This window comes from Kocuria sp. UBA1838 (assembly GCF_002338785.1).
GTDB classification, from domain to species: Bacteria; Actinomycetota; Actinomycetes; order Actinomycetales; family Micrococcaceae; genus Kocuria; species Kocuria marina.
This window is the reverse complement of sequence record NZ_DDIY01000015.1, coordinates 76,466-98,182: the sequence shown is the minus strand read 5'-3', so window position 1 is coordinate 98,182 and position 21,717 is coordinate 76,466. Positions and strand designations below refer to the sequence as shown.

Annotated in this window: 20 protein-coding genes; 16 read left to right on the top strand and 4 right to left on the bottom strand. The window is 69.1% G+C overall.

The annotated features are described in order from the left end of the window. Nucleotides 1-20: 20 nt before the first annotated feature. Nucleotides 21-269 carry a WhiB family transcriptional regulator gene (locus B3I25_RS07340; protein WP_019309413.1) on the bottom strand — a complete coding sequence of 83 codons (249 nt, stop codon included), beginning with the start codon at nucleotides 267-269 and terminating at the stop codon, nucleotides 21-23. A 510-nt stretch (nucleotides 270-779) separates the two neighbouring features. Between B3I25_RS07340 and B3I25_RS07335 the strand changes: the two genes are divergently transcribed. Next, nucleotides 780-1,211, top strand: a complete 432-nt coding sequence (locus tag B3I25_RS07335) for a hypothetical protein (protein WP_206478661.1) — start codon at nucleotides 780-782, stop codon at nucleotides 1,209-1,211. A gap of 150 nt (nucleotides 1,212-1,361) precedes the next feature. Here B3I25_RS07335 and B3I25_RS07330 read toward each other — a convergent pair whose 3' ends face one another. Further along, the gene (locus B3I25_RS07330) at nucleotides 1,362-5,738 is read right to left on the bottom strand and encodes an FtsK/SpoIIIE domain-containing protein (protein ID WP_286738457.1); all 4,377 of its coding nucleotides are present in this window, start codon (nucleotides 5,736-5,738) and stop codon (nucleotides 1,362-1,364) included. On the opposite strand from B3I25_RS07330, the gene B3I25_RS07325 reads away from it, so the two are divergent. The 6 genes from B3I25_RS07325 (at nucleotide 5,737) to B3I25_RS07300 (ending at nucleotide 12,471) form a co-directional block, all read left to right on the top strand. Beyond that, a complete protein-coding gene (locus tag B3I25_RS07325; protein ID WP_156523378.1) occupies nucleotides 5,737-5,910 on the top strand; it encodes a hypothetical protein in 174 nt (57 codons plus the stop codon). The two genes, B3I25_RS07330 and B3I25_RS07325, sit on opposite strands and share 2 nt — an antisense overlap. Nucleotides 5,911-5,930: 20 nt before the next feature. Continuing rightward, nucleotides 5,931-7,112 (top strand): glycosyltransferase family 4 protein, encoded by a 1,182-nt coding sequence (locus B3I25_RS07320; RefSeq protein WP_286738456.1) that lies wholly within the window; start codon nucleotides 5,931-5,933, stop codon nucleotides 7,110-7,112. A 243-nt stretch (nucleotides 7,113-7,355) separates the two neighbouring features. Continuing rightward, complete coding sequence (gene glf / locus B3I25_RS07315) at nucleotides 7,356-8,543, top strand: UDP-galactopyranose mutase (protein WP_286738455.1); 1,188 nt, start codon at nucleotides 7,356-7,358, stop codon at nucleotides 8,541-8,543. Then, a complete protein-coding gene (locus B3I25_RS07310) occupies nucleotides 8,540-10,570 on the top strand; it encodes a glycosyltransferase (RefSeq protein WP_286738454.1) in 2,031 nt (676 codons plus the stop codon). The genes glf and B3I25_RS07310 overlap by 4 nt, the downstream gene beginning before the upstream one ends. A 98-nt stretch (nucleotides 10,571-10,668) precedes the next feature. Then, nucleotides 10,669-11,541: an ABC transporter permease gene (locus B3I25_RS07305; protein WP_286738453.1), complete on the top strand. Its 873-nt coding sequence runs from the start codon at nucleotides 10,669-10,671 to the stop codon at nucleotides 11,539-11,541. A gap of 3 nt (nucleotides 11,542-11,544) precedes the next feature. Then, complete coding sequence (locus B3I25_RS07300; RefSeq protein WP_286738452.1) at nucleotides 11,545-12,471, top strand: ABC transporter ATP-binding protein; 927 nt, start codon at nucleotides 11,545-11,547, stop codon at nucleotides 12,469-12,471. Nucleotides 12,472-12,559: 88 nt separating this feature from the next. On the opposite strand, the gene B3I25_RS07295 is transcribed toward B3I25_RS07300, so the two are convergent. Continuing rightward, on the bottom strand, nucleotides 12,560-14,584 hold the full coding sequence (locus B3I25_RS07295; RefSeq protein ID WP_349676529.1) for a DUF6541 family protein: 2,025 nt from the start codon (nucleotides 14,582-14,584) through the stop codon (nucleotides 12,560-12,562). A gap of 211 nt (nucleotides 14,585-14,795) precedes the next feature. Between B3I25_RS07295 and B3I25_RS07290 the strand changes: the two genes are divergently transcribed. Next, the gene (locus B3I25_RS07290; RefSeq protein WP_183085827.1) at nucleotides 14,796-15,461 is read left to right on the top strand and encodes a glycosyltransferase family 2 protein; all 666 of its coding nucleotides are present in this window, start codon (nucleotides 14,796-14,798) and stop codon (nucleotides 15,459-15,461) included. A 13-nt stretch (nucleotides 15,462-15,474) separates the two neighbouring features. Continuing rightward, complete coding sequence (locus B3I25_RS07285; protein WP_286738450.1) at nucleotides 15,475-15,966, top strand: DUF2304 domain-containing protein; 492 nt, start codon at nucleotides 15,475-15,477, stop codon at nucleotides 15,964-15,966. A gap of 212 nt (nucleotides 15,967-16,178) precedes the next feature. Here B3I25_RS07285 and B3I25_RS07280 read toward each other — a convergent pair whose 3' ends face one another. Continuing rightward, complete coding sequence (locus B3I25_RS07280) at nucleotides 16,179-16,421, bottom strand: hypothetical protein (protein WP_098053999.1); 243 nt, start codon at nucleotides 16,419-16,421, stop codon at nucleotides 16,179-16,181. A 496-nt stretch (nucleotides 16,422-16,917) separates the two neighbouring features. Between B3I25_RS07280 and B3I25_RS07275 the strand changes: the two genes are divergently transcribed. The 7 genes from B3I25_RS07275 to B3I25_RS07245 are packed head-to-tail and all read left to right on the top strand — an operon-like array spanning nucleotide 16,918 to nucleotide 21,704. Beyond that, nucleotides 16,918-18,243 (top strand): CpaF family protein, encoded by a 1,326-nt coding sequence (locus B3I25_RS07275; RefSeq protein WP_241180774.1) that lies wholly within the window; start codon nucleotides 16,918-16,920, stop codon nucleotides 18,241-18,243. Beyond that, nucleotides 18,240-19,097, top strand: a complete 858-nt coding sequence (locus tag B3I25_RS07270; protein WP_193519897.1) for a type II secretion system F family protein — start codon at nucleotides 18,240-18,242, stop codon at nucleotides 19,095-19,097. The genes B3I25_RS07275 and B3I25_RS07270 overlap by 4 nt, the downstream gene beginning before the upstream one ends. After that, on the top strand, nucleotides 19,094-20,038 hold the full coding sequence (locus tag B3I25_RS07265) for a type II secretion system F family protein (RefSeq protein ID WP_286738446.1): 945 nt from the start codon (nucleotides 19,094-19,096) through the stop codon (nucleotides 20,036-20,038). The genes B3I25_RS07270 and B3I25_RS07265 overlap by 4 nt, the downstream gene beginning before the upstream one ends. 42 nt (nucleotides 20,039-20,080) lie before the next feature. Continuing rightward, nucleotides 20,081-20,305, top strand: a complete 225-nt coding sequence (locus tag B3I25_RS07260) for a hypothetical protein (protein WP_131332647.1) — start codon at nucleotides 20,081-20,083, stop codon at nucleotides 20,303-20,305. Then, the gene (locus B3I25_RS07255) at nucleotides 20,277-20,687 is read left to right on the top strand and encodes a TadE/TadG family type IV pilus assembly protein (protein WP_286738444.1); all 411 of its coding nucleotides are present in this window, start codon (nucleotides 20,277-20,279) and stop codon (nucleotides 20,685-20,687) included. Before B3I25_RS07260 ends, B3I25_RS07255 begins: the two co-directional genes overlap by 29 nt. Beyond that, complete coding sequence (locus B3I25_RS07250) at nucleotides 20,665-21,123, top strand: hypothetical protein (protein WP_231885499.1); 459 nt, start codon at nucleotides 20,665-20,667, stop codon at nucleotides 21,121-21,123. The genes B3I25_RS07255 and B3I25_RS07250 overlap by 23 nt, the downstream gene beginning before the upstream one ends. A gap of 8 nt (nucleotides 21,124-21,131) precedes the next feature. Next, complete coding sequence (locus B3I25_RS07245; protein ID WP_286738442.1) at nucleotides 21,132-21,704, top strand: pilus assembly protein TadG-related protein; 573 nt, start codon at nucleotides 21,132-21,134, stop codon at nucleotides 21,702-21,704. The last annotated feature ends 13 nt before the right edge of the window (nucleotides 21,705-21,717 follow it).

Below are 21,717 nucleotides of genomic sequence, written 5' to 3'. Positions count from 1 at the left end.
GGCCGCCGTGGGGAACGGACTCAGGAGGCGCGGCGGGCGCGGGCGGCGCGGCGCTTCAACGCACGCCGTTCGTCCTCACTCATACCGCCCCACACACCGGCGTCCTGACCGGATTCGAGGGCCCACTGCAGGCACGTGTCCATGACCTCGCACGTGCGGCACACGGCCTTGGCTTCCTCGATCTGCAATAGGGCGGGGCCGGTGTTGCCCACCGGGAAGAACAGTTCGGGATCCTTTTCGAGGCAAGCTGCGCGACTACGCCAATCCATGACGGCACGGCTCCTTTCGGGTTCGTGGGTGCGGGCCCGTGCGCATCCCAAGCAATGCGGCAGCGAGCCGCGTCGCGGATTTCCGGGGGGAATGACACACAGAAAAGGCCCGTGAATGTCGGGCCCTGGGGATTCTGCCCATTATTTTCCCACGTAAACACACAGTAAACAAGGGTGTGAGCGCTATATCACATCCCAAGGCGCCCCTCGCAACGATTGCCGCCGGATGTCCGTGCGCGAGGCCGGCCCCTGTACCGGCGGCTGGGACCCACCGATGAGACGGACCCGTGGGACCGGTTGCTCGGGCCGCTGCCCGCGCGGCCGACGGCCGGCATCGGTGGCCGGGACCGAGTGTTAGGACCGGTTTCCCGAATGAGCCGTCGGCACCGACCGGTGGCATCGGCCTCCGGCATCAGCGGACGGGACAGGTTCCCGGCATCCGTCACCGACCGCGGGCCGATGCGGTCACTACAGTGGGAGTGCTCCCGTTCCCGCCGAAAGGTTTTCCGCATGGCCGCCCCGGATCGTCGTACCGCCCCCGGAGCCGCGAGCTCCCGGCCCTGGACTGCATCCGTGATCACCGTGCTGGTGGCGTTGGAGGGTGCGGCATTGCTCGCGGTTGCCGTGGGCCTGGTCGTCTCCCTGTTCTCCGTGCATGTCCTACCCATCGCGGGGATCATCTTCGCGACCGTGGTGCTCGCCGCGGGTGCGTTGTGGCTCGGCGCGGCGGCCCGCGGGACCTGGCGAGGTTTACGCTGGCCGCGCGCCGCGGTCCTGGTGTCTCAGGCGTTCTTGTTGATCGTCGGACTGTCCTTCCTGCAGCTCACCGTGGGCTTCTGGGGGATCGTGGTCGCGGCGATCGCGGTGGTCACCGTCCTGTGCTTGTTCGCACCGCGCACCGTCGCCTGGATGCATCGCACCCACGACGACGTCGCTCGCTGACCTCGCGGGACCTCCCGCGGAGCACGCCGGGACCTCAGGCACCGATGCTCGCGCGAGCCGGCAGTGATGGCGTCCACCGCAACGGCCCCCGGGTGACCGGACGGTTGCGGGGCGTGGCCCGCCGAACGGGGCCGAGCGTCGTCGTACCTCTCACCCAGTGACCGCCTGCGCGGGCGCGGGCAGCTGCACCGGTTCCGCGAGGCCGCGGTGCACCCAGACCGCGCGGCCGGGCGGCCCGCCCAGCGCAAGGCCCGTGAGGGACACGCCGAACACGTCACCGTCGAACACCCGCCGTGGACGCACCAGGAGCGTGTCCGCGTGCTGTCGCCACGCGAGTAGCGGGGGAAAGGTCCCCGCGAGCGCATCCGTGAGGCGCACGCCCACGATCATTCGTGCCCCGGGCTGGGCCGAGGCGATGGCTGAGCTGTCCGCCGCCTGGTGGGACTCGACCGGGGCAGCATGCGCGGACCACGCGGTGGCCAGTGCCCGGAGGACATCGGAGGTGAGGTGGTCCGCGTCGTCGATCACGATCGTGGCCGACCGATCAGCTGACCTGGCGGCGTGCAGGAGCTCCTCGGCCTCGGCTGCGGTGCTGGGGGAGCCGGCGAATACGAGATGTCCAGGCCCGCCGTCTCCGGATGCGCGTGCAGCCAACCCGGAACGGGCGGTGTCAAGGAACGTGGATCGCCCCGACCGCGCCGGGCCGGCGACGATCAGGGTCGAACCGGGACCCCACGGGTGAACGGCGCATTGCCCGTCCCGCGTGACACCCAGCACCAAGCCGGCCACGGGCCGATCGGGGACATGCCACACGGTGGGCAAGGGGAAGGACGTGGGCCACGGGTTCGCCGGCCGGTGCGTCGGGCCGTCGGTGCGCCGTGCGTCCGGGGAATCCTGGGACGCGGCGGCGAGTGCACCCGCAGGTTCATCGGGCCGTGGCGGAACGAGCCGGGCATCCCGGAGGCCCGTGGGCACGGTGGGTCCGGGCGGGGCACTGTGGGCGACCGCGGGCGCGTCGGGTCCGAGCCACCTGGCGAGCTGGACGACCGCGAGGTGCCCCGAAGAATCCTCCACGCCCCACGGCGTGCAGCGGGCGGCCATCGGGCCCGCGAGGGCGGCTCGCTCGGGATGCGGCGTGAACGGGGGCAGGCGGGGCCACTGCACGAGGGCATCGTTGCTCTGTCCTTGTGGGAAGTACAAGCGGTTGGAGCCGAGGTGGGAAGCGCGTCCCGCAACCAGCGCGCGATCCCCCGCGACCACGCAGGACAGCCCGCCGGACGCACCCGTGGCCATGAGAGACACCAGCTCGTCCTCCAGATGCGCCCACGTGCTCGCACGCAGGACCTGGCAACAGCGATCCCAGTCGTCCACGGCGAGGACGGCGCGTGACGGGAGATCCCTGGGAACGGTGGACGCGTGCTCGAGCCCCTCATGGAGTTGTCGCACCAGGTGGGCCACGTCCCCGGGCTGGTCCGCACGGGCACAGCCGCGGACAGCGGGGTGCAGGGGCCGACCGTCCGCCGTGGTGAGCCCCTCCACGGGCTGGCCCGAGGCGGTGAGGACGTACACCGCCACCCCCGTGTGTGCCTCGTCCGTGGCGGTCGGGATCCGGATGTGGGCGCAGCGCCGCAGCACATCGCGCAGTCCCTTGCGCGTGGCCTCGGGGCGTCCGATCAGCAACAGCGGCCCGTCCTGCCACGGGTGCCACGAGACCCGCCCGCACCAGTGGGCCGCCGGATTCTCCGCGGCACCCAGATCCACCTCGTCACCGTCGGTGCGCACCGCGGGCACGTGGCGGGGCAGGGGCGGTGGGACAGCGGCGTCGGCGGGAACGCGAGACGATGCCATATCAGTGGAGGTGGGCGGCGGATACCCGTGCCAGGCACGGGAGACGTCGCGCACCGCGGCCGTGACCCCGGCTTCCCGCTCCGAGGACGCGGTGAGGCGGACGTGCCCGGTTCCCGCGGCGGGCGGGCTCGGAAGGGGTCCGGGATCGAAACGAAGCACCAGGGGCTCGGGTCGCGGTGGGATCATGCGGGTCAGGACCGCCGCCTGCACCTCCACGGGCGGGCCGTCCCCGCGGTCCAGGAACCCGCGGCCCGGGATGCCCGGGGCGATGCGGGCCGCCGCGGCGGTTCCGAGTACGTCCATCGACTCCTGATCACTGCGCACCCGCAGACACAGTGCCTGGGTGATGTTGGCGCGCACGTCCGCGCTCAATGCACCCTGGGGACGCTGGGTCGCGAGCACGAGGTGCACACCGAGGGAACGGCCCACCGCGGCAATTACCGCGAGCTGTTGCCCCGCATCCGGGAAGGCATCCGTGAGCATCCTGGCCTCGTCCACCACGACCACGAGCTCCCGTAGGGGAAGTGCACTGCTCGCGGCGCACAGCAGCTGCGCCATATCATTGAGCCCGAGGGAGCACAGGACCCGCTCGCGGCGCTGCACCTCGGAGCGTAGGAAGGCCAGGGCGCGGCGGACCTCGTCGGGTCCCAGGTCCGTGAGCAGGGTCGTGACGTGCGGTAGCCCCGTCAGTGGGGCCAGGGCCGCCCCGCCCTTGAAGTCGATGAACACGAATTCCAGGCGCTCGGGTGGGAATGCGTGTGCGAGCCCCGTGACGAGGGTGCGCAGCACTTCCGACTTCCCGCATCCCGTGGTGCCCGCGACGAGCAGGTGCGGGTTCTCGTCGTCGAGCCGGACGTCCTCCGGCCCCGCGGATGACACGCCGAACACCGCGGCCAGCGCTGCGTTCGACGTCGCGGGCTGGGGACGAGCGGCGGACCCGCCACGGCACGTGCCGACGAGCGAGGTGGAGGTCGGACCGAGGTGCGCGGCCACCAGCTCGTGCGAGCCCACGCGGCGAGGCAGTGGCCCACCGTGAGCGCCTCCCGCGGCTCGTCGCCACGCGCGGATCGCCGCCTCTGCGGTGTCGAAGGTCACGGTGTCCGGCGTGAACGCGAGGTGCGTCCCGAGCCCGGTCTCCGCAAGCCCCGGAACGGCATGGACCACTCGGCTGCTGAGCCGCAGGCCGTCCGGTCCCGCGGTGACGACGGTGTCCCCGGGGGCACCCTCCGGGTCTGCCGTCATGATGATGCGAAGCGTCCCGGGCGTGGCCGGCGCGGTGGCGGCCCACGCCGGTGTCACGACCTCCAACGCGACGTCCCGGTCCGGTGAAGAGGCCGTGGGATTCTCGCGGGGTGCTGCGAGCAGATCGTGGGCCACGGGCGGGCGCCACGTGATGCCCGGGGACACGCGCAATGCGGCGAGCGCCGCGGGCCCCGTGAACAACTGCACGGCCAGGGCATGGAGAACACCCTCCGCGCGTTCCCGGTCGAGAACCAGGGTCAGGCTGCCGATCCCCGCCAGATCCAGTAACACGGGAGCGTGGGAGTGGAATGCCGCGCGAGGCGCCGTCGCACGGTCACCGACGATGTGCGCGGACCGTGCCGCGTGACCCAGCCGGACCCACCGACGTGTCCGCTCAGCAGGGGCGCCGATCCGTCCGGGCGTTGTCGCGTCATGGGACAGTGCGGTGGCCGGGCGGGGTCCGCCGCCGTCACTCCGGGACGGGCTGCGCACCGCCCGGCCGCGCGCCACGATCTCCGCAGCCGACGGCGCCGCCTTCTCACAGCGGCGCAGGTCCCGTTGGAGTGCCGCGGCCAGGCGACGTCGATGATCGCGCCGCGCGCCGCACTCGCCGAACCAACCCACCGCGGACGTGACCGCACCAAGGGCACTGAAGACCAGGAAGAACCACCAGTGGGTGACCACCGCGATACCGATCCCGGCCAGGAGGGGGAGCAGACCCGTGATCAGGGCGATCCGGGACTTCCCGACCGCGGGGGAGTCCACACGCAAGGGGTGGGCCGGATCCGCCTCCTGGGCGGTGAATCCTGCCGGGGGCACCGCCGGATCCGGCCAGGCCAGGTCCTCGGTGTGCGCCGGGGGGAACGAGACCCGCAGGGTGCACGCGCGACCGTCCGCCCGCACGCGGACCCGGTCGCCGTGCCGCAGTGCTGCGCCTCCCGGGAGCACCCGCAGGCCCACGTCATCCATGATCAGGGTCGGGTGGGCGGGATCTTTCCGTAGCTGCGACGCGGGGAGCAATCGTGGCTCGTGGGGCGTGAGGCCGAGCTGATGCGTTCCGCGGGCCAGCGGGAGGCGCGTTCCCACCCCGACGCCCTCCACGGCCACGAGATACGCGGTCTCCTGTGGATCCGCGAGCGGCTCGACCGGGGATGGGGGACCCGGCGTCGAGGCCTGAGCGGGCCCGGCCGGCACGTCCGCGTCGTCGAGGGTCCGTGCCTCCGGGGTCAGGACCACCGTGGCACCATCCGTCAGGGGCGGGGTGCCCACGCGCGCGGCCGCGAGATCGACGCCCGAGACCACGGCGGTGCACGGCGTCCCCAGGAGTCGGGCGAGTTCGGCGCGCAGGTCCGCCCCGCGCGCACCCGATGCGGCGGTGAGGTGCGCGGTGTGGACCACGCCAGAACCGGCCCACGTGATCCGGAGACTCAACTGCATGACAGCACTTCACCCGCCGGTGACCGCCCGCGGCGAGGACACGTCCCGCCGTGTGGATCCGCGCGGCGCGGGGGAGTACAAGGGCTCGCTCGTGCAGTGGGCTCACCGCGGGCCGATCTTCCCACCGAACGCCCATGCACGCGCCGTGGACGCGGTCCGGATTGGGGCGTGAATCATGAGACAGTAAAGGCCATGAGACCCCGCAAGGTTGTCATCGTCAGCCGAATCTTCCTCCCCGAACCGGCGGCCGCGTCCTTCCGTCTGGCCGCCCTGGCCAGGGGCTTCGCCGCCGAGGGGGCCGACGTCACGGTCCTGACCACGAACCCGCCCCGCGCCATGGCTGCGGCCACGGTGGACGAGCCGTACCGCATCGTGCGGGTCCCCGTTCTGCGGGACAGCGAGGATTACGTCCGCGGTGTGGCCCAGTACCTGAGTTTCGACGTCCAGGCCTTCGCCCGCCTCCTCACCATGGACGCGGACATCGTGGTGAGCGAACCACCCCCCACCACGGGACTCGCGGTGTGGCTGTCGAGTGCACTGCGGCGTCGTCCGTACATCTGGTACAACCCGGACGTGTGGACCTCCGCGACCCTGAACATGGACGTCCCCTCGGTGGTGACGCAGCTGATGCGCGTCGCGGAGACCGTGTCCGCCCGGCGCGCCGGCGGTGTGATCACGGTGTCCGAGTCGATGGGCGAGGAACTGCGCCGCGTGACCGGGGTCGGGCGGGACAAGATGTTCCTCGCCGAGAACGGGATCGACACCGACACCTTCACCGCGGACGGCCCCGCCGAACCGTGGGACGGACCGTATTTCGTGTACGCGGGGTCCGTGTCCGAATGGCAGGGTATGGACATCTTCATCGAGGCGCTCGCCCGGATCCTGCCGCGCCACCCCGGGGTGACCCTGCACGTCCTGGGGCGCGGGTCGGACCTCACCCGCGTCCAGGGGGTCGCCGCGCGGCTGGCCCCGGACAACGTCGTGTTCCACGGCGTGCAGCCCCCGGCGCGCACCGCGGCGTTCCTGCGGGGTGCCGTGGCCGCCCTCGCCTCCGTCATCCCGCACACCGGGTACGACTTCTCCAAGCCCACCAAGCTCTACGCGGCCGCCGCGTGCGGCACACCGTCCATCTACGCCGGGGTGGGCGCGGGTGCCCGCCTCGTGTCCGAGAACCGGTTGGGAACGCCCGTGGAGTTCACCCCCGAGGCGGTCGCGGACGCCATGGAACGCGCGCTCGACGACGCCCGCTCGGGTGAGCGCGAGGGCGCGCGTGAGCGCCGTCGGACGTGGGCCCGCGAGAACGCGTCGCTCGCGGCGTCGGGGCGAGCCGCCGCCGCGTGGGTGCTCAGCGGCTTCACCCGGGACGCCCGCTGAACGCGGAGCGCGCGCCGCGCTGTCATCCCGGTGCGGCGGTGCGTGAACCCCGCCGTGCTCGGAGCTGCGGCGCCGTCGCCGAAGCGGCCGAGCGGCGTCGCACCCCGCGCACGACGCCGCCGTGTGACGGCGCTCACGAGGCGCGGCGCTGCGTGGGTCACACAGGGCGCACGGGGTGGTGTCCGGTATTTTTAGGCCAGACGATGTCCGTGCATGAATCGCGGAAGATGCTAGGAGAAACACATGAACACTGATCTGGTGGTCGTGGGCTCGGGTCTGTTCGGTTTGACCGTGGCGGAACGAGCGGCGCGAGAAATGGGTCTGAGGGTCACCATGATCGACCGGCGTTCCCACCTGGGCGGCAACGCCTACAGCGAGAACGAGGAGCGGACCGGGATCGAGGTGCACCGCTACGGGGCCCACCTGTTCCACACCTCGAACGAGCGCGTGTGGGAGTACGTGAACCGCTTCACCGCGTTCACGAACTACGTGCACCGGGTGTACACCCGGCACAAGGGGGAGGTGTTCCCCATGCCCATCAACCTGGGCACGATCAACCAGTTCTTCCGCGCGGCGTACTCCCCGGGGGAGGCGCGCGATCTGATCCGCGAGCAGGCCGGTGAACTGGCGGGCACGGATCCGCAGAACCTCAACGACAAGGGCATCCAGCTGATCGGGCGCCCGCTGTACGAGGCGTTCATCAAGCACTACACCGGCAAGCAGTGGCAGACCGATCCGAAGGACCTGCCCGCGTCCATCATCTCCCGGCTGCCCGTGCGCTACACGTACGACAACCGCTACTTCAACGACACCCACGAGGGCCTGCCCGTGGACGGGTACACCGCGTGGCTCGAGCGCATGGCGGACCATCCGAACATCGACGTGCGCCTGGACACCGACTTCTTCGACGACTCCCAGGAGTTCTCCAAGTCGAACGTGGTGGGCCAGGTCCCCGTGGTCTACACGGGCCCGGTGGACCGGTACTTCGACTACGCCCAGGGCGACCTCTCGTGGCGCACGATCGATCTGGAGGAGGAGGTCCTGGACATCGAGGACTTCCAGGGCACCTCGGTGATGAACTACCCGGACGAGGACGTCCCGTTCACGCGCATCCACGAGTTCCGCCACTTCCACCCGGAGCGTGATTACACCAAGGACGCGACCGTGATCATGCGAGAGTTCTCGCGTTTCGCCGAGAAGGGTGACGAGCCCTACTACCCCGTGAACACGCAGGCGGACCGCGAGAAGCTGCTCGCGTACCGGGATCTGGCCAAGGAGGAGTCGTCGGTGTTGTTCGGCGGCCGCCTAGGCACCTACAAGTACCTGGACATGCACATGGCCATCGGCTCGGCATTGTCCATGGTGGACAACAAGATCGCACCGCATTTCACCTCCGGTGCGCCCCTGAGCAGCGGAGGAGTGGACGAGTGAGCAGCGAACGCGTGGAACAGGCCAGCCAGCCCGAACCGCAGACCCCGGATGACCAGGAGTACCTGGCCAAGATCAACACGGAGCCCAGCACGGCGAAGGACCTGCGGGAGGTAGCCCGGGTCGTGTTCCCCGCGAACAAGGACTTGGACGCCCTGCCGCTGTACATCGACGGTCCCATCAACCGGGACGGCCCGTCCTCGGCCGGCGCCGACACCGCCAACCAGCACCCGGACGACATCCTCTCGCGCCGTTCGGTGCGGATCCGGGCCGGGCGACGCGTCTCGTTCGGCTCCTACTTCAACGCGTTCCCGGCGTCCTACTGGCGCCGCTGGACCGTGGCCGAGTCCGTGGTGCTGCGTGTGCGCACTACGGGTGCCGGATCGCTCATCGTGTACCGCACGAATGCTCGCGGGGTCGCGCAGCGCGTCGAGGACCGTCGGGTCAGCGGGAGCACCACGTGCGAGTTCGAGCTCACGCTGGCCCCGTTCGGTGACGGTGGCTGGTACTGGTTCGACCTGATCGCGGACGAGGAGGGCATGGTCCTGGACGCGGCGTCCTGGCTCGTGCCGTCCCATGGCCGCCCGGTGGGTCGGGTGACCCTGGGTGTGACGACGTTCAACCGCCCGGACTACTGCGTCAACACGATCAAGACCATTGCCGAGGCGGACGGCCTGGACGAGGTCCTCGACGAGCTGATCATCGTGGACCAGGGTAACAAGCTGGTCCAGGACGAACCCGATTTCCCGCAGGCCGAGAAGGCCATGCGCGGGAAGCTGCGGATGATCCGGCAGGGGAACATGGGCGGTTCCGGTGGTTTCGCCCGGAACATGTACGAGGTCGTGCGCGGCCGGGACACCCCGAACGGCGTGGAGAAGTCCGACTACGTCCTGATCCTGGACGACGACATCCTGCTCGAGTCCGAGGGCGTGCTGCGGGCGACCGCGTTCGCGGACATGTGCCACACCCCGTCCATCGTGGGCGGGCACATGTTCGACATGTACAACAAGCCCCTGCTCAACGCGTACGCGGAGGTCGTGAACCCCTACCGGTTCTTGTGGGGTCCCATCGACGGCCTGGGTGGCGTGGACTTCGCCGAGCGCGGTCTGCGTTCGCGCCCCCAGCTGCACCGGCGCTGGGACGCCGACTACAACGGCTGGTGGATGTGTTTGATCCCGCGCGTGGTCCTCGAGGACATCGGGCTGTCCCTACCCGTGTTCATCAAGTGGGACGACTCCGAGTACTCGCTGCGCGCCAAGGCCGCCGGCTACCCGACCATCTCCCTGCCGGGTGCGGCCGTGTGGCACGTGTCGTGGGCGGACAAGGACGACGCCGTGGACTGGCAGGCGTACTTCCACGAACGCAACCGCCTGATCGCGGCCCTGCTGCACTCGCCGTTCGCCAAGGGTGGGCGGATGCTGCGCGAGTCCCTGACCACGGATACCAAGCACGTGGTGTCCATGCAGTACTACCCGGCCAAGTCCGTGTTGCTCGCGATCCAGGACGTCCTGGACGGCCCGGACGGGCTGCACGCCATGCTGCCCACCCGCATGCCCGAGATCCGCGCCATGAAGGACGAGTACTCGGACGCGCGCGTGGTCAAGGACCCGGCCACTCTGCCGCCGGTCCGGCGCAAGAAGCCCCCGCGCACCATGGGGGCTCCCAAGTCTCCGACCAAGGCGCAGCTGATCCCGTGGGCGGTGCGCACCGTGCTGAAGCAGACGCTGCGCCCCGTGCGGGACATGGCCAAGGAGTACCCGGAGGCCAGCGTGGCGCACATGGACAGCCACTGGTCCTACCTGGCGTCCCTGGACTCGGCGATCGTCTCCAACGCGGACGGCACCGGGGCGTCCTGGTACCGCCGGGATCCCGCTCAGGTCCGTGAGCTCATGGTGGAGAGCGTCAAGCTCCACGCCGAGTTGCTCTCCCGGTGGGACGCGCTGAGCGAGCAGTACCGCGCCGCCCTCCCGGAGATCACCTCGGTGGACGCGTGGGCGCGGACTTTTGCGGAGAACGGCCCCGCACAGTAATTTGGCCCCTGCACGACGCCGCACGCAGACTTCCGCGTGCGGCGTCGGCGTGTATCCGGTCACGGCGCACAACGGCCCGTGCGAGGAAAGGACGGCAGATGGAAATGCAACCCCCCGCGACGCAGTTGCGGCCTCCGGGGCAGGACCGCGGCCTGCGGGACGTGTTCGCCAACAGGTTCCTGCTCAAGCTGATCGTGGACAAGGAGATCCAGATCAGGTACCGCGGCACGGTGCTGGGTCTGTTGTGGTCCTACCTCAAGCCGGGCGTGCAGTTCCTGGTGTTCTACATCGCCATGGGCGTGTTCCTGGACCTGAACCGGGGGATCGAGAACTTCGCGGTCTACCTGTTCTCCGGGATCGTGGTGATGAACCTGTTCGGTGAGGTCTTCGGCAACGCATCGCGTTCGGTGGTGGCCAACGGCGGTCTGCTCAAGAAGATCTACCTGCCACGGCAGTTGTTCCCGGTGTCCAACCTGCTGGTCGCGTTCATCCACTTCGTCCCGCAATTGGCCATCCTGCTGCTCGCGTGTCTCGTGACCGGGTGGCGCCCGGGCCTCAAACAATTGCTGGCCGTGGTCGTGGGGACGCTGATCATCGCCCTGTTCTCCCTGGCCCTGGGCATGTTGTTCACCACGTTCAACGTGTTCTTCCGGGACGCGGAGAACATCGTGGACCTGATCGTCATGGTCTCCACGTGGGCCTCGCCCGTGCTCTACATGTGGACCATGGTGCGGGAGAAGCTGTGGGACTGGGTGTACTACGTCTACATGGTCAACCCCCTCACGGTGGCCGTGGAACTGTTCCACTACGGGTTCTGGTTCCCCACCACGGATAACCCGCAGATCTGGCACGTCCCGCCCCACCTGATGACGGGCTGGACCCCGTTGGCCATCGTCACCAGCCTGATCCTCTTCGTGATCGCGGACCGGCTCTTCCGGTCCCAAGAGGGCAACTTCGCGCAGGAGCTGTGAATCATGTCTAGTTCAGTCACCCCGCACACCCCCGGGCGCACCGAGGCGGACGTCGCCATCCGGGTCAGGCACATGACCAAGGAGTTCGTGCTGCGCCACACCCGCTCCATGAAGGAGGCCTTCGTGTGGCTCGTGAAGGGCCGCAAGGGGGACCTCACGGCCAAGTTCACGGCACTCAACGACGTCTCGTTCGACGTCTACGACGGTGAGACCGTGGCCCTGCTGGGCTTCAACGGTTCGGGCAAGTCCACGACCCTGAAGATGATCTCCGGGGTCATGAACCCGGACTCGGGGGAGGTGCTCACGCGGGAGCGCGTGGCGGGGCTCATCGAGGTGGGCGCGGGGTTCCACCCGGATCTCACGGGCCGCGACAACGTCTACCTCAACGGCGCCATCCTGGGGATGGACAAGGCGGAGATCGACGCCAAGTTCGACGACATCGTGGCCTTTTCCGAGATCGCCGAGTTCATCGACACCGAGGTCAAGTTCTACAGCTCCGGCATGTACTTGCGCCTCGCGTTCTCCGTAGCCATCCACACCGACCCCGAGGTCTTCCTGGTGGACGAGATCCTCTCCGTGGGGGACGAGCCGTTCCAGAAGAAATGCATCGGTCGGATCAAGGACCTCGTGCGCCGGGGCAAGACCCTCGTGGTGGTCTCCCACGACCTCAACCTCGTGATGGACATCTGCGAACGCGGGATCGTGATGGACCACGGCAACAAGGTCTTCGACGGCAACGTCTACGGCGCCGTCGCCTACATGCGCAACCAGCCCGAGGAGGAGGTGCGCCGCGAGCACGCGGAAGGCCTCGCGCGCGCCCTCGAGGACAAGCGCCGCAAGCGCGAGTGGCAGGCACGCGAGGCCGCCGAGCGTGGCGAGGAGTTCGTGCCCCAGTACGACCCGGACCTGGACGGGCCCCTGGCCGGCTGAGCCCGCCCCCGCTTCCCGACCTTCGGACGACGCCGCCGCCGCGAGATTTCCTGTCTCGCGGCGGCGTCGTCGTGTGCCGGAGGGCCGCTCAGTCGCAACCGGTGATCTCGTACAGCTTGGCCTCGGGACCGGTCTGGGCGATCAACTCGAACCCGTTCTCGGGTGTGAGCTCGGAGTAGCCGGTCGTGTCGAAGTACGCGAACGGGTTGACCTGTTGCGTGCCGAAGTCCAGGACGAACTGGACGTGGTGGCGGCGCAGCGCGGGGCACACCGCGGGATCGGTCGTGAGCTCGTCCAGGTGGTGGACGATCGTGGAGACGTCCTTGTCCGCGATCAGGCCGTTGTGCGGAATCAGCACGTCCACGTCCGCGACCGAGTAGGCCTGGGAGGTCCCGGTCAGGGGATTGCCGTACACCGTGGCTCCCGGGGGAACGTACTCGGGCAGCTCGTGCAGCAGCTGCAGCTCCTCCGGGGTGAGCAACTGGTAGTCGACCCCGCTCGCGTACTCCGTCTTGCCGTACTCCACGATGTCGGTCATGGGTTGCGTCTGGATCAGCAGCCACCCGACGATCACGGCGAGCACCCCGCCCACCACGGCCGCGCCGCGGGAACGCACCACGGGCCTGATCCGGGCGGCGGTGTCCCGCACGGCGGGGGAGGCCCGGCGGCTGCGCGCGGCCCGACCGAGGGCCTGGCGCACGTGGGAGACGATCCAGCGCAGGATCGCCACGGCACCCGCGGTGGCGAGCGGCACCGCGACCACGGGGATCAACGCCAGGATCCGGTGGGAGTCGTTGTACCAGACACCGGTCCAGTCGTAGCGGAAGGAGTAGTCCCGCGAGGCGGCCACCAGGACGTAGAGCCACACGAGGAACAACCATGCTCCCACCACCCAGCGGGAGGTGTGGCGCAGCAGGCTCCCCGCGCCCACGAGGACCAGCAGGACCAGGACCCACGGCAGGTGGGGGGCGTCCGGGTGCACGGTCGCGAGGGCCTCACCCAGGGCCTGCGCCTCGGTGACGTGGGGCCGCCACGAGGACGCGGTCTGGGAGGCGCGCGCGGCGAACCAGATCTGCTGCAGCACCGCGGGCATCGCCACGAGACCCACGGCCCCGAGGACCTTGATCCACCACGGGCGGGTCCGGCGCACCGTGCGCCACCACGCGGTCACGAGCATGATCCACAGCAGCGCGAGACCCACCACCACGGTGGAGGGGTGGGCGAGACCCATGGCGCCGGTGACCGCGAGCAGGGTCAGCCACAGGGCGAGTTTCGAGCGCAGGTAGGGCTCCCGGGACAACCCCAGGGCATCCGCGAGCAGACCCAGCCACAGGGGCAGCATGGCGATGGAGAGCGTGTTGGGGTACAGGTTGCCGTAGAAGCTCAGCAGGTACGGGAACGCGGGGAAACTGGATGCCATCAGCCCCGTGGCCACCGCCACGGCGGGACGCGAACCCAGCAGCCGGGTGGTGAAGTACAGGCTCCCCAGCACCCACACCATGCCGCACACGATCATGGTCATGGCATTCGCCGTGAGCGCCACGGGCAGGTCGGCGACCTGGGCCACGAACGCCACTGTGTTGTGCCACGCCGCCGGGTAGAAGCTCGGTTCCACGACGCCCAACCCACCCAGGGTCAGGGAGGACGCGGATCCGGTGTCCTCGATGTAGCGCACCGCGTTGTAGTGGAAGTTCGCGTCGTAGGTCTGAGAGATGGCATCGGGGCGCTGCATGATCAGGTGCAGTCGCTGCACCACGATCCCGATCCCCAGCACCGCACCGCACACCACGGCCACGGCGGGGCTAGTGATCCGTTCCCGCAGCGGGACGGTCCCGGCCCACGGACCGGTGCGGCGGCGTCGTGAGGGCCACAGCACGAGCCACAGGACAACGGCCGCGACCACGAACGCCGCGGACGCCGTGAGTGGGTTCCACGGCACGCCCGCGAAACCGAAGATGACGGCGGAGACGGAGAAGCCGGCCACGGAGAGCGGCACCACCGACGCCCATCGGGCGAGCCCCCGCAACCCCAGGGCCACGCTGAGCAGCGTGCCGGGGAGGACCACGAGGAGTGCTACGAGAGCGTACGGGGGAAGTGCTTCTGGCCAGCTCAAGGGATCCATGACTCCAGATGTCAACGGGGCGGGGTACGTGGGAAGTTTAGTGGACGGGGCTGGCGGGGGCTCGTGCACACCCCACAGGGTGCAATCGGGCGGCGCCCGCCCGCCGGGGAAGTCGGAGACGCCAGCGACGATCCCCGCAGACGCACTGCTGGGATGGCGCCGGCACGCCGGTGGCTCGGTCGCGCTATGGAACAATGGTCGGGTGAGTCGAGCGTGGATTGTGATGCCCGTGTACAACGAGGCCCAGGTGGTGGGGGAGGTCCTGGAGAACCTCCGCCGGACGTTCCCGCACGTGGTGTGCGTGGACGACGGCTCCCGTGACGACTCCGCACGGATCTGCCGCGAGGCCGGCGCCGTGGTGGTCCAGCACCCCATCAACCTCGGTCAGGGTGCCGCCCTGCAGACGGGTTTCGAGTACGCCTTGCAAGACCCGGAGATGGACTGCGTGGTCACGTTTGACTCCGACGGCCAGCACCGGGTGATCGACGCGTACGACATGGTTCAGCGCATCCGCTCCGGTGAGGCCGAGGTGGTCCTGGGCTCCCGGTTCCTGGACGACCGCACGCAGGTCTCACCGCTAAAACGCTTCGTATTGCGCACCGCGGCGTTCGTGTCCAAGTTCACGAGCGGGATGGACCTCTCCGACGCCCACAACGGGTTGCGGGCCATCGACCGGGGGACCCTGGGCAAGATCCACCTCAAACAGAACCGCATGGCCCACGCCTCCGAGATCGTCAACCAGTTCGCGCAGATCCAGCCCCGGTGGGTCGAGCACCCGGTGGAGATCATCTACACGGAGTATTCCAAGGGCAAGGGCCAGTCTCTGCTCAACGGTGTGAACATCCTGACCGAACTGTTCGTGAAGTAGCGGGAGCCCCCACATGACCATCGTGGTCCAGATCGTCCTCATCCTCGCCGTGGCGTACGGTGCGCTCACGCTCGTGCGCGGCGGGGCCAACGCCAAGCACCAGGCGATCCGCCGGCTCGCGGCCGTCGCGTTCTTCGTCTTCGCGGCCATCTCGATCCTGGTCCCGGACCTCGTCACGAGCGTCGCGCGGTTCCTGGGCATCGGCCGTGGTACGGACCTGGTGCTCTACGCGCTCGTGGTGCTGTTCATGGTCACGCAGTACACCACAGCGCAGCACCGCCGTGCGGAGGAGGTCAAGCTCACCCGCATCGCCCGGCACATCGCCATCTCGGAGACCGAGAAGCCCTGGGAGCCCGACGCCGCCCACGGCGAGCGCCGCTCGGTGCGCGCCTTCCGCCACACCTCGCCGCTGGGTCGGCCTGTGGAGGCGCCATCGTCGGGGTACTCGTCCGGGTACAACGCCGCTGGGCCGGGTTCCGCACAGCAAGAAAATACCGGGCTATAGGCCAGAGGCCCTCACCCGGTACATAGTCATTTTACTCCCCGACATCGGGCCCAGCGATGCCGGGCCGAGAGGCATGGTCATACATCCTCAAGCCGAGGCACGCAGTCTTCCTCTCGGTCAAGAAATCGGGCACACCACATCGTTGAGCGACATGGTCTGCGAGCAGGGCCTTGGGCGACCGGGAACCGGCGAGTCCCGCTGTGAGACGTTATTTATCCCGGTCGGATCGCCCCTATGAGTAACCGTTCGAACAACTTCAGGTAGGCCGTCCACGGATCTGCGAACCGTGCCACCGGGTCGGCAGGATCTCGAGCAGCGACGCAACAGAAGAAACGGAAGTCGCTGTCGGCCAAGACGGTGTCCACGAAGCCCTCGTAAGTATTGAGGGCGCCCTGGGTGAGATCCGTGAGGTGGAACTTGCCGTAGTCATGGGTTCGGTCTCGGTACTTCTGCATGCTGCGCAGAACCCGGGGAGGCCCGGGTGAAGGAGAAGGCCGACAGCGAAGAATCCGTCTCGGGAGATCGAGCCTGTTTCGTCGAGAAAAGCGAGAGAGGGGGTGGGTCTTAGGCAGAAACAGGTGCTTGGCCACTCTTCCCTCCTTCCATCGGTGGCGTCATCGTAAGGCGGCCGGAGCGCACGCTCATTCTCAACTTGCGCCGTTGGCCCCGCACGGAGCTCGTGCTGCAGAGGTCCAAGTCTCTCAGTCACGTCACGGCGACCAGCTCGGCCGGACTAGCGAGTCCTGCCCCATTGGTCGTGATGCCGATCACACTCGATGCAGTTGCATAGTGGGTCGAAACATGACGCCCATGGCCGGGTTCATCGGTGCACGTCAGCGGGATTATCCACAGACCGGGTGCCGTGTCGTGTCGATCAGCTGCGATTTCCCCTAGCGTTCCCTGCAGAGTTGACCAGCCGGTAACGGGTTCGGGGGAATCCCAGGGGGAGTCATGGCCGTAGGGGTCGCCGAGGACGCGATCGGGTTGATCGAGGCGGATGTGCGTGAGCAGATCCGGCGCAGCGGGTTGGATCCGTTGCATGAGGTGGAGCCCACCCGTCAGATCGTGGCCGCTGTGGTGGCGGAGTACGACGTGCGTTCGGCGCGTGCGGGGTTGCCGCGGGTGCAGGACCTTGAGGCTGCCCGTAAGACGGTGCTGGACCTGGTGGCCGGGTACGGTCCGTTGCAGCCGTTCCTGGATGATCCCGAGGTCGAGGAGATCTGGATCAACGGCCCGACCGAGATCTACATCGCCCGCGACGGCGAATCCGAGCTGACGAGTCTCGTGCTGAGCGAGTCACACGTGCGCACCCTCGTGGAGCGCATGCTCAAGTCGTCGGGGCGCCGCCTGGATCTGAGTTCCCCGTTCGTGGACGCCTCCCTGCCGGACGGTTCCCGGTTGCACGTGGTGATCCCGGACGTCACCCGGGCGCATTGGGCGGTGAACATCCGCAAGTTCGTGGCACGGGCCCGCCGCCTGGAGGATCTGGTGGGGTTGGGCTCGCTCACCACCCAGGCCGCGCAGTTCCTGCATGCGGCGGTGGATGCCGGGTTGAACATCCTGGTGTCGGGGGCCACCCAGGCCGGGAAGACCACCCTGCTCAACTGCTTGTGCGCGGCGATCGGCCCGCGGGAGAGGGTGATCACGGTCGAGGAGGTCTTCGAGCTGAAGGTGGCGCTGCGCGACGTCGTCGGCATGCAGTGCCGCCAAGCGAACCTCGAGGGCACGGGCGAGATCCCGCTGCGCCGGCTCGTGAAGGAAGCGCTGCGCATGCGCCCGGACCGGTTGGTCGTGGGGGAGGTGCGCGAGGCCGAGAGCCTGGACATGCTCATCGCGCTGAATGCCGGGCTGCCGGGGATGTGCTCGCTGCACGCCAATTCTGCCCGCGATGCCGTGACCAAGATCTGCACCCTGCCGCTGCTCGCGGGCGAGAACATCAGTAGCGCGTTCGTGGTACCCACCGTGGCCTCGTGCTTCGACCTGGTCGTCCATTGTCACCGCGCGCCCTCGGGTCACCGGTACGTCGCCGAGATCCTGGGCATCGGTAACCGGGTGGAGAACGGCGTCATCGAGACGTACCCGATCTTCCGTTTACAGGACGGTGCCCTGCGCGCGGTGGCCTCGGAGCTGCCCTCGGCCCACAAGTTCACGCGCGCGGGTTATTCTCCGGCGTCGCTGATTCACGACGACGCTCCGGCGAGTACCGCGTCCGACGATGCCAGCCGCAACGCCACGCCCGCGGACGACGCGTCGCGAACGGGGCGGCGAGACCCATGAGTGCGTTGTTCGGAGTACTGCTGGGAACCGGGGTGTTCCTCGTGTGGTGGTCGTGCTGGACCCGGCCACCCGCCGCGCGGACCAAACACGCGCGGGCAGGCTACCTCCCCACCCTGTTGTTACGGGCGGATCTCCCGGGCCTGTCACCCGCGGCGTTCATCGGGCTGAGCCTGCTTCTCGCCCTGGTGGCGGGGGTGTTGATCCTGGCGCTGACGTCCGCCGCGGTGTTCGGCCTGTGCGTCTTCCTCGTGACACTGTGCCTCCCGCTGTGGCTCGTCAAACGGCGCGCACGACGTCGCACGGCCGTCCTGCGCGAGGTCTGGCCCGACGTCGTGGACCACGTGCGCTCCGCGATCCGCGCGGGGATGGGCCTGCCCGAAGCCCTGATGCAACTGCAGTACCGGGGACCGGAACCCCTGCGACCCGCGTTCGCCCAGTTCGCGGCCGACTACCGTGCTAGCGGTCAGCTCCACGGGTCGCTGACCATGCTCAAGCAGCGGCTCGCCGATCCCGTGGCGGACAACATCGTGGAGGCGCTGCGCGTGACCCGCGAGGTGGGCGGCACCGATCTGGGGAAGTTGCTGGGCACCCTGTCCGAGTTCCTGCGGGAGAACGAACGAACCCGCAGTGAACTGGAAGCCCGGCAGTCCTGGACCGTGAACGCCGCTCGGCTGTCCGTGGCGGCACCGTGGCTCATCCTCGCGCTCATGGCCACCCAACCCGCAGCGGTCCGCGCCTACAACACGGCCACCGGCGCCGCCGTGCTCCTGGGTGGGCTCGCGATCTCGGTGCTGGCGTACCAGCTCATGCTGCGCCTGGGCGCCTTACCCACCGAGCGGAGAGTGCTGCGATGAACCTCACCGTGCTGTCCGGGGTGCTCGGACTCGTCCTCTCGCTGGGACTGTGGCTCATCCTTGCCGCGGCCAAGGCCGTGGGAGCGCCCAGCTTCGCGGACCGGATCGCCCCGCAACTGCGTGCCGCGGAGCTCTCCGCCGGACTCGGGGACTACCCCTGGCGCTCACGGCGCTCCCGCGGCCAGTCCCTGACGGGTGCGGCGGGCAACGCCCTCATGCACTGGATCCTTCAGCGCGCAGCGCCCCTGTTCTCCAACGCGGACGTCCTCGCCCGACGACTCGTGCGGGACGGTTCCCGTAAGGATGTCATGGACTACCGCGCCGAACAGGTGCTCTTCGGTGTGGCCGGAGCGGTCGTGGGCAGCGTGATCGGAATGGCCCTGGTGCTGCGGGCGGACGTGAACATCGCGATCCTCGCCGTGGGTGCCGTCCTCGGCGCGGGGACCGGTGTATGGCTGCGTAACTACCTCTTGAGCCGCAGTATCCAGCGCCGGGAGAAGCGCATGCTCGCCGAGTTCCCCGCCGTGGCAGAGCTCATGGCGCTCGCGGTAGGCGCCGGGGAAAGCACCGTGGGCGCGCTCGAACGGGTGTGCCGGGTCGCGGAGGGCGAGTTGGTCGGGGAATTCCGAGCGGTGCTCGCCCAGACGCGCGCCGGGTCCGGATTGACGACGGCGCTGCAGGACTTCTCGGCGCGCACCGACGTCGTGGCGCTGGGCAGGTTCGTGGACGGCATCGTCGTCGCCATCGAACGGGGCACCCCGCTCGCTGACGTGCTGCGAGCCCAAGCTCAGGACGTGCGGGACCACGACAAACGGGTCCTGATGGAGATCGCCGGCAAGAAAGAGATCGCGATGCTCGTCCCGGTCGTGTTCTTCATCCTGCCGTTGAGCGTGATGTTCGCGGTGTTCCCCGGACTCGCGGTCCTGGACCTGGGGTTCTGACGGATCGGCTCCCGAACTCACTGACGACACAAGGAGAAAATCATGAAACACCTGATGCGCTGTCATGCGGCCACCGTGTGGCTGCTGACCGTCTCCCTGCCCGCTCGGCTCGCACCGAGTAATGACCACCCGGATCGGGGGGACGTACCCGGCTGGGTCATGCTTACGCTCATGTCCGCGGTGCTGGTGGCGGGGTTGTTGCTGATCGCCCGGCCCGCCTTGGAGGGGCTGTTCCAGGATGCCATCAACCGCGTCTCGGGCCTCTGACCCCGCGCTCGACCCGGACGCCGGCAACGCGGTGGCCGAATACGTCATGGTCCTCGCGCTCGCGATCGTGCTGTTCGGCCTCATTCTGCAGGTGGGATTCGCGCTGCACGTGCGCAACACCCTGATCGACGCCGCCGCGGCCGGGGCCCGGTACGCGAGCCTCGCGGACCGCACCGACGAGGACGGCATCGCCCGCACGCGCGGGATCATCACCGACACCGTGGGCACGAGTTATGCGCGGGACATCTCCGTGTCCCGTACCAGCGTGGGGTCACTGCCGGCGGTCGAGATCCGTGTGGTCTCGCCCCTGCCGGTCGTGGCCACGCTGGGCCCGCCGCGCGCGCTGGAGGTGAGTGGGCATGCGGTCGACATGGATTCGTGAGGTCCTCGCGCGGCGCGGTTCCGGGGACGATCCGGACCGGGGGAGCGCGATCGTGGAGTTCATCGGACTGGGCCTGCTATTGCTCGTGCCCGTGATGTACCTGGTGGTCACGGTGGCCCGGGTCCAGGCGGGCTCGCTCGCCGTGGTCGCGGCGGCGGACCAGGCGGCTCAGGCCGTGTCCGTTCTCGAGGCCAAGGACCTCAATCGCGTAAGGGTGCACGACGTCGCCGCCGTCGCGGCCCAGGATCACGGTTTCGACCCGCGGGACCTCGCTGTCACGGTGAGCTGTTCGGACGGGACGTGTGAGACACCCGGTTCGGTGGCCCGGGTCCACGCCACCGTCACCGTGGAACTCCCCTTGATGCCGGGGTTCGTCACAGCCAGGATCGCCACGCTGTCCTCGGACGTCACCGTGATCGCGGGGCGGTACTCATGATGCGTGCGATGCTATCCGGCCGCGACGTGATGCGGCCCCTCATCGGTATCGCGACTGCGCAGATCGACGACCTCGACGGGCCGCGGCCACACGAGTGCCCGGCGCAGGGGACGAGCCAGGACCGCGATGAACCGCATCGTGCGAACCCCGAGGATCCTGACTCCGGACAGACCACGATCGTGATGATCGGTTTCGCCCTGGTGACTCTGCTCCTGGTGGTCACAGTCATGGCGATCACCAGCGTGTACGTGGGGGAGCGGCAACTTCAATCGCTCGCCGATCGGGCGGCGGGGGCCGCCGCGGACACGTTCACGAACGTGGACCGCTCCGGTTCGGGTCCGCCCACACCCATCCTCACGAACGGGGCGGTGGCCGCCTCGGCCACGAGTTACCTGGGGACCGTGGGGGCTTTCCACGATGTCAGCGGGCTGTCCCTCGCGGCGCCCACGGGATCGGCGGACGGGACGACCGCCCAGGTCACGCTTTCGGCCGTGGTGCATCCGCCGGTGGTCAACGTGTTCATCCCGGCGGGTGTCCCGATCAGCGCCACGGGGGACGCGCGAGCCGTCATGCAGCGGTGATTCACCTCACCCG